The organism is Nocardia violaceofusca NBRC 14427 (assembly GCF_963869435.1).
GTDB classification, from domain to species: domain Bacteria; phylum Actinomycetota; class Actinomycetes; order Mycobacteriales; family Mycobacteriaceae; genus Nocardia; species Nocardia aobensis.
On sequence record NZ_CAWMPM010000038.1, the window covers coordinates 99,072 to 106,611 of the forward strand.

6 protein-coding genes, 4 tRNA genes and 1 pseudogene are annotated in these 7,540 nt (G+C 64.2%); 3 read left to right on the forward strand and 8 right to left on the reverse strand.

What is annotated here, in order from left to right; translation table 11 throughout:
* Positions 1-13: 13 nt before the first annotated feature.
* Entirely contained in the window at positions 14-262 is a 249-nt protein-coding gene (locus AC5592_RS28810; protein WP_146161329.1) for a hypothetical protein, read from the reverse strand.
* 120 nt (positions 263-382) lie between these two features.
* Here AC5592_RS28810 and AC5592_RS28815 point away from each other — a divergent pair, with 120 nt between their 5' ends.
* A complete protein-coding gene (locus AC5592_RS28815; RefSeq protein ID WP_063066030.1) occupies positions 383-1,150 on the forward strand; it encodes an ArsR/SmtB family transcription factor in 768 nt (255 codons plus the stop codon).
* Positions 1,151-1,162: 12 nt separating this feature from the next.
* Here the strand turns inward: AC5592_RS28815 and AC5592_RS28820 are convergent, their stop codons facing one another.
* The 4 genes from AC5592_RS28820 to AC5592_RS28835 all read right to left on the reverse strand — a co-directional run bounded on the left by AC5592_RS28820 (position 1,163) and on the right by AC5592_RS28835 (position 2,005).
* Positions 1,163-1,621: an SRPBCC family protein gene (locus tag AC5592_RS28820; protein ID WP_036502976.1), complete on the reverse strand. Its 459-nt coding sequence runs from the start codon at positions 1,619-1,621 to the stop codon at positions 1,163-1,165.
* A gap of 125 nt (positions 1,622-1,746) precedes the next feature.
* Positions 1,747-1,821 (reverse strand) — tRNA-Val (locus tag AC5592_RS28825).
* Between the two features lie 17 nt (positions 1,822-1,838).
* A tRNA-Cys gene (locus tag AC5592_RS28830) sits at positions 1,839-1,909 on the reverse strand.
* Between the two features lie 23 nt (positions 1,910-1,932).
* A tRNA-Gly gene (locus tag AC5592_RS28835) sits at positions 1,933-2,005 on the reverse strand.
* A 639-nt stretch (positions 2,006-2,644) separates the two neighbouring features.
* On the opposite strand from AC5592_RS28835, the gene AC5592_RS28840 reads away from it, so the two are divergent.
* Both AC5592_RS28840 and AC5592_RS28845 read left to right on the forward strand, forming a co-directional pair.
* A tRNA-Val gene (locus AC5592_RS28840) sits at positions 2,645-2,719 on the forward strand.
* Between the two features lie 463 nt (positions 2,720-3,182).
* Positions 3,183-3,329 (forward strand): hypothetical protein, encoded by a 147-nt coding sequence (locus tag AC5592_RS28845; RefSeq protein ID WP_232329594.1) that lies wholly within the window; start codon positions 3,183-3,185, stop codon positions 3,327-3,329.
* Between the two features lie 6 nt (positions 3,330-3,335).
* Here the strand turns inward: AC5592_RS28845 and AC5592_RS28850 are convergent.
* The 3 genes and pseudogenes from AC5592_RS28850 to AC5592_RS28860 all read right to left on the reverse strand — a co-directional run.
* Positions 3,336-4,361 (reverse strand): annotated as a pseudogene (locus AC5592_RS28850) (recombinase family protein); the annotation flags it as partial.
* A gap of 778 nt (positions 4,362-5,139) precedes the next feature.
* Complete coding sequence (locus tag AC5592_RS28855) at positions 5,140-6,309, reverse strand: hypothetical protein (protein ID WP_198163962.1); 1,170 nt, start codon at positions 6,307-6,309, stop codon at positions 5,140-5,142.
* Positions 6,284-7,402, reverse strand: coding sequence for a hypothetical protein (locus AC5592_RS28860; RefSeq protein ID WP_063066034.1), 1,119 nt, complete (start codon positions 7,400-7,402; stop codon positions 6,284-6,286). The genes AC5592_RS28855 and AC5592_RS28860 overlap by 26 nt, the downstream gene beginning before the upstream one ends.
* Between the last annotated feature and the right edge of the window lie 138 nt (positions 7,403-7,540).

Consider the following 7,540-nt stretch of genomic DNA (forward strand, 5'->3'; position numbering starts at 1 on the left):
AAGTATCGGCGGGTCAGTTCCGGCCGCGGAACCACCTGCGGCGCCGGCGACTACGGCGATAGACCACGGCGGTGACCTGCGGGCCGAGGGAGTCGGTGACGTAGAAGTATTCGCCGCCGAGGTCGGCGGCGGCATAGGCGATCTCGTCGATGGAGCCGTGGATGTCGCCGGCGCCGAACCGGCTCAATGTCATCTCGACCGCTCCGACCCGGTCGAATCCCTCGGTCGGCGCCGCATCGAGTTCCTCGGCACGCGCACGCACCACCCCAATGTCGGCCGAACCGGGACCATAGTCAAGGTTGTGAGGCGGCTTCCGGCGTGGGCACGGGCGGACGGCGACAATTCGGTGCGGACCGAAGTGTTGTCACGGCAGACTCGAGTCATGACCGATCGCCGACCTCTCTACGGATATGCCGATATCGCCGCCGTCGGCGCGCTGCTCGCCGACGCCACCCGGGCGCGCATGATGATCGGCCTGGCGGACGGGCGCGCGCTGCCCGCGTCGGTACTGGCCGCGGAATCCGGCGTCGCGGCGTCCACGGCCAGTGAGCACCTGGCCCGGTTGGTGGAGGGCGGGCTGCTCACCGTCGAGCGATCCGGCCGGCACCGGTACTACCGCATCGCGAATTCCCGGGTCGGCGCCGCGATCGAGGCGCTGGCCGTGCTGGCGCCGACGCGGCCCGTGCGCTCCCTGCGGGAATCCACCCGCGCGGCAGCGCTGCGCCGGGCCCGCAGCTGCTACGACCACCTGGCCGGGCAACTGGGTGTCGCGGTCACCGAGGCGCTGCTCGACCGGCAGGCTTTGACCCGGATCGACGGTGTCGCGGGAACCGCACGCGCACAGGGAGATCCGATCTCGGCGCCGATGACCGACCACCCGTACCGCCTGGGCCCGAATGCCGAACCCCTGTTCGCCGAGTTGGGCGTGGATCTGGACGCCGCCCGCGGCCGGCGCCGCCCGCTGCTGCGTTTCTGCGTCGACTGGAGCGAGCAACGCCATCATCTGAGCGGCGCGCTCGGCGCCGCGGTCCTGACCCGCATGGAAACCGCGGGCTGGGTGGAACGGCCCGGCGCCCGCCGCACGCTGCGGTTGACCGACAACGGAGCGCGGGTGCTGGACCGGGTGCTGGGTGTCGAACTCGCCCGCTAGCCCGGGCCGGCTTCAGCCGTGCTCGACCGCGATCTTCATCCGGTTGAGCGTGGTGGCCATGTCGTTGTGGTTGCGCCGTCCGCGCGCCCACCCGAGCGCTGTCCAGTACAGCCGCAACGGCGCGATCGCCGCCAATTCGAACGATTCGGTGACATCGGTGCCACCGTCTCGCGGTTCGAGCCGGTAACTCCACCTGTTGATACTCATCCCCCCGGGGCCGAGGACGGTGAAGGCGAATTCGCGTTCGGGCTCACACACCTCGACCCGGCAGGTGGTCCAGTACACCGGCCCTATCTGGTTGCGCCGCACATGCCCCCGGAACTTCGCCCCCACCGCGGGACCCGTTGCCCCGCCGACCCATTCGGCTTCGAACGTCTCCGGACTGAACTCGCCGATCCGGGTGACATCACTGACCAGCGCCCACACCTGCGCCGGCGACGCGGCCATGTGAACGGTTACCGAATCGCGCACGACATCTCTCCTTGCCGCTCGGCTCGTTGTTCGACCGTATCCCAGTCGAAGGGACAGCGGACGCATTCTCCCTGGTCCGGATACAAGAAAGCCCCGGTCGAAACCGGGGCTGACCTGTTCTTCGTTGGTGCGCGATACTGGGATTGAACCAGTGACCTCTTCCGTGTCAGGGAAGCGCTCTCCCGCTGAGCTAATCGCGCGTGGTTCGCCTACTAAGAGGCGGCGACGGGAATCGAACCCGTGTGCACGGCTTTGCAGGCCGTTGCCTCACCACTCGGCCACACCGCCAACCAAGGCCGGGTTGGCCTTCGAGCGGATGACGGGATTCGAACCCGCGACCCTCACCTTGGCAAGGTGATGCGCTACCAACTGCGCTACATCCGCATGCTGCGTCTCCGGGGCTTTTCGGCCCCTTCCGGCTGCGAGAGAGAACATTAGCCCACAACCCGCGCGCTCAACAAATCGCCTGGTAGATCGGGGTAAAAGTGAATAACACGGGTGTGTTTTTCCGGGGGTGTGAGTGCGCCCCATCGGGTGACGCCAGTGTGGTGGACCGAGGGCGCGGTGTCCTTCCGGCGCCGTCGTCCCCCGCCCCGAAGGGGCATCCGTTCGGTGCGGCGACTGCGGCCGCGGAGCCCAGTCGGCGCCCGCCGCGCTGCGGTAGAAGCGGAGCGTGGGTGGTACTGGACCGGGTGCTGGGTGTCGAGCTCGCCGGCTGGCCCGGACCGGCGACGGGTAGTCCGGTCGGCCTTCTCCCTGCGACCCTCTCTGCGACGCAGGCAACCGCAACTGCGTCTCCGTCGGACGCGGCCCCGCCCGATGTCTCGCGATGCTTCACGTCGATACCCGGGGCCGACCGCGCGACGATCCGGCTCACACGAGACCTTCTGCGCCCGTTCACGTTCCGTCCATCGCCGGCCGACTGAAACATCCAGGTCAGGCCCCGATTTGGTGTGACCCCAGGGATGCGTGTTAAGGTTCCTTCTCGTTCGGAACGGCACTCCAGCCGCCCCGAAATATCCCGGTCCCATAGCTCAGCGGGAGAGCGCTCGCCTCACACGCGAGAGGTCGCTGGTTCGAAACCAGCTGGGACCACCAGAACCTCTTTATTCGAAACAGTGACCGTCCGCAGGTGTGCATCGCGGCGGTTTGTCCCAGGTTTGTCCTCTGCTCGATTTGGGTTGTTTCGGGCTGCCGAGTGAAGGTCAGCGAACATGCCGGTCTTGTCGTCGGTGATTCGTAGTGCGGTGGCGTCTTCCAGGTCATCGATGTAGAAGCACTTGAAGAACGTCTCGTTCAGCAGTCGCCGTACGTCTGGGCCTGCGTCCAGATACAGGCTGTACGGGTCGGCGATGAGGTCGAGGGCGTGACGTAGGACCGTCGTTCCGACGCTGAGTTCTTCGGAAGTGTTGGTGAGCGCTGCTTCGATCCGGTTGCGCTGAGCTTTGATCTCGATGAGTTTCATGCGCACCTTGGCTTGAGGCATCGAGCCATCGGCGAGCAGATCGACCAACCGGTTTTCGCTCTGGTCGAGTTCCTTCATTTGGCGGTTCAGGTTCGCGTGCAACTCTCGGGTGGTGTTCTGTTCGTCGGAGACGACCTGTTCGAGCAGGCGTCGCGTCGTGGCGGCGAAGTCGGTCGGCAGCTGCAGGGTTCGGTAGTGGTCGAGGATCGCTTCTTCGACGGTCTCGGCCGGCAGGTGGGGTAGGTCGCAGAGGCCTTGTTTGCTCCTGCGGCAGACGAAGTAGGCGTACCGCACTCGGTTGCGGCCGGTGGAGACGTTGTAGACCAACCTGGCGGTGGTGTCTTCGTCTCGGCAGCGTGCGCAGAAGAGCCACCCTTTCAGGTAGTGGGCGTGTATGCGGTCCCGGGTGCCGTTGCCGCTTCGCTTGCGCAAGACGTTCTGCACACGTTCGAAGAGTTCATGGTCGATCAGTGGCTCATGCCGACCGGGATAGATCTTGCCCTTCCAGGTGACGTAGCCGACGTAGTAGGGATCGCGCAGCATGTTGTGAAGAGTCGCCGCGGAGACGGGCCGCGGGTTCGGGCGGGCGCCGGTGGGGCGGGATGTGAGGCCTATGTCGGCCATTGCTGCTTCGAGGTCCTCGATCGAGTAATCGCCGGTCGCGTAGAGCTCCCATGCCCGAACGACCAATGATGCGCGTTCTTCGTCGGTCTTGATGGTGTTGACCTGGCGGCCCTCGACGGTGATCCGTGCGTTGACGTAGCCGAGTTTTGCCCGGCTGCAGGTGCCGCCGTTCATGGCCTTGTTCAGCATCTTGGTGCTGATGTCCTGGCCGGACAACCGGTTCTGGGTGTCGTTGAAGATGTCGGTGATGGCGGCCATCATGTCGCCGTAGATGCCGTCGCCGAAGTCTTCCTTGGCCGATATCAGCTTCACGCCCAGCAGGTCGAGTTGCCGTTTGGTGATAGCGGCGTCGATGTAGTTGCGGAAGGCGCGGGAGCGCATGTAGACGATGACGTACTTGATCTGCGGGTTCTGCTGGAGGTGGGTGAGCATCCGCTGGAAGGCGGGGCGCTTTTCGATCGACTGGGCCGAGACTCCTGGCTCGACGAATTCCTGGACGATCTGGGCGGGCAGTGTGTGGGCTCGTTGTTGGACGATCGTGCGTTGGGTGGCAATGGAATTGCCGTCGGGGTCGATGTCGATGGCGGTGTTCAGTTGCTTCTTGTCCGAGACGCGCAGGTAGGCGACAGCGAGCGCGACGGTGCCGTTCAACGGTCTTCCTCCTCGGTGGTTGTCGATTCTTTCGCCAGCTCGATGACGACTCGGCTGAGCCTGCGAAGATCTGGCGGATCGCGCCGATCGCCTTCGACGACAAGGTGATGCTCACGTCGCTCGCCGATAGGTCTGCCGCCGCCACTAGGCATCCGACGTTCCTGAGACGCACCGGAGGGCCGAACTGCGGGCCGTTCGAGACTGGTTGCGGGTATGAAGATTCTCGGCTCTGCATCGAATTACAAGAACCGAATGATTGCTGTCTGATAGCTGTCGGTGTGGCTCATCGGCGAGAAGGCAGCGTTGCTGGAGTGGTCGGCACGGTGCGCAACGCCGTACCGCCTGGCGGAAGGCGAGTCCTGCGGTCGTGCTGCCCGCATCGGACGGATCCACGGTTGCCGCGGAAGTAAGAATCGGTGGCGAAATGTAGGCAGCCGCACGGGGACAGCTTTCGAATCCGACTAGTGCGCTCGGCGTGCCGGGCGTGCAGCTGTGTTCGGAATTGTCGGCGCAACTACCTTGGCGGAAATTCCAGAGTCGCAGCATGGTCGAGGCCTCGATTCGGTTCCTATCGAGTTCCTCGCGCTACGCCAGATACGTTCGAGGCTTCCATCCGCGTCGCCAAAGGGGAAGGGGTATATCGAATCTTGCTCTTTTTCTTCGGAGAATCTCAGATCCGATCCACCTCGACGCCCCAACTGGATTCGGGAGTGTCACGAATGATAAGAAGACAGTTCGCGATCAGTTATCGGTCGGTTCGCAGGGCTTGGCGCTGGTGTCATTCCGCTCCGATGTCTGGACCGCTAGGCCAATACGCCATGAGGTCGCCGGGAGTGTGTGGTGCCTGATAGACGGCGCGCAAGACGTGATCCGTCGGCGCATCAGGAGTATCGGCGAGGCGAACGAACCAATCTATCCCGGCGGAGTACGCCCACATGTAGGACCGCAAGAGGGTATTGGCGCCACGGTCGGTGAGCAGGTCGGCGATCTGGGAATCGGTCCAGTAGGGTACGCTGCGCCGGGCATGTTCTGCTAGGTCGAGAATCGGGTGTCCGGCTGCTAGCGCGAGGTGTAGCTGGCCGCGCACGAGCTGGTGGTAGTGATCCAAACGCACTCGGGCGGTGAGGTTTTCGTCGTCGGGAGTGACGAATAGCGGCATTGCCTGGGCGAGGCCTTCGAACAGTACTTGGTTCGGTGAGTGGACCGAGCAGAGGCGGATCCACGGCACGTCTTCTTCGGCGCAGCGTGCGGCGATGCTTGCGAATTGCAGTGCGTGGCCGAGGATTTCGTGGAGTGCGAATTGGCGGGCTACTACCTGGGTGAAGCGGGCGTTTCGGAGGTTGATTCGTAGTCGGGGTTTCTGGCCGGCGCCGTCGAGCCAGTAGCTCCAGTAGGCGTCGATGTCGACGGATTCGATGGTGAGGTCGTAGTCCGCGGTCGCTCCTGTTGCGGCGCGCACGCTGGGTTCGAGGTCGGCGGCGGCTTCGCGGATCGCGTCTGCGCTGACCGAGGCGTCGAGTGGGCCTTCGGCTTCCATCAAGTCGGTGAGGGTTTTGGGTCCCCAGTCGATGCCGAGTGCGGCGAGGCAGTGTTGTGCTCGCTCGAGGTGTTGCTGGAGGTATTCGTCCGACCATCCCTTGGGCGCGCATCCCTGCGTGCGGCGAACGTACCGATCGAGGGAGTCGTGCTCACCGAGCAGTGCGGCGCAGTAGGCGATGTCTGCGTCGATTCTGGTTGCAAGGGCGGTGTCGCCAGCGGCTGCGGCTTCGGCGTGGAGTTCCGACAGGCGTTGCAGGGCTTCGAGCCTGTTGTCGACTGCCGGGACGTCGGAGGTTACCGGCGAGCAGTCGTAGTCGATGACGGGGTGCGCGCCGCGTTCGATTTCGTATCGGTTCCAGGCTCGTAGAACGTGCTCGGCGGCGTCACGTAGTGGCCTGGTCACGATCAATCTCCCAACGTAGCGTCACCGATTCGTTCGGTCGCAGATAGTCTCTGGTCAGCGTGACCACGATGTCATCGCCGTCGTAGTCCCACAGTAGGTCCTCGGTCGCGCTGTTGATCAGCCCGTTCGGCTGGACTTGCTCGCCGCTGCAGGTGAGGAGTCGGTGTCGACCTGCTTGGCGCATCACGATGGTGAAGTGGCGGGTGTAGCGAAGGATGTCTTGCCGCCAGTAGAAGGCATCGATGAATTGGCCACCGGTGCACGTGTAGCTGATGACTCCCGTTTCACCTGGCTGGATTGCTGGGGAGACCTGGCAGGAGAACTTGGCCATGGTCGGGCCCGCATTGTGTGTGCGGTCGATGGAGACTTGGCGGTGATCTCGGCGGAGGGGTTCGATGCGTAGGCCGTTCGACACGGCGTGCTCGAACCATAGTTGGCGGGCGACGCGCGTCAGTGGCTCGCCGGACATGTTGAACACGTCGTGCGTATAGACCAGTCGGGAGTTGCCGTTGCCGTCGATGTGGACTTCGATTCTCAGTTCCAGCTCCACGACGTTGCCGACCAAGCCGGCCAACTGAACCGTCTCCGTCGGACTGAGCCGAAGAACCTGAGCGAGTGCTGCCAGCTTCTTGCCGATCCGCCTTGCATCCGGAGGAAGATCGGCACTGTCGAAATCGCCTACGGCATCGGGCAATTGAGGTGCGCCAGTGCCAACTGCCACCGGTAGACGCGCGGAGCCCCAACCCGTCACGCTGATGTCCCGAGCCTGCAATGCCGCTGCGACAGAGTCGGCAAGCTGTCCTCGTCCGAAACGGTTGCGGGACAGCCGCTTCAACCGGTCAGCCACCATGTCGGTCGTTGAGAACAGATCTTCTGCAGTCCAGCCCGGGAACATGCTTTCCAGGACGCGGCAGTGATGGCCTCGCGGAACGCTGGTCAGGGTTCCGGCGAGCCACTTGTAGTACTGGCCCTTGGTTGGCGGGGGCGCCGCATGTCTGTCCAATCCCAGGGCTGCGGCGTGCCGTTTGTACTCCGCTGAGAAGGCGGAGTGTTCATGCAAGCGCTGGTCCTGGAGAAGGACTTTGAGGGCGATGGTCATGGTCGAACCGCCTGACCTCCTGCACCGAGGGTGTGTGCGATACCCGAGGAATCGTACCGAGAACGCGACCAAAAGAGACTCGATGAGCCGAAACAGCTCACGCGGTGGGACGAAAGGTGACTTGAGCCTGGGCGACAG

Coding starts and splice junctions, on each gene's coding strand:
- AC5592_RS28815 (WP_063066030.1), top strand. CDS start 383: ATGACCGATCGCCGACCTCTCTACGGATATGCCGATATCGCCGCCGTC.
- AC5592_RS28860 (WP_063066034.1), bottom strand. CDS start 7,402: ATGACCATCGCCCTCAAAGTCCTTCTCCAGGACCAGCGCTTGCATGAA.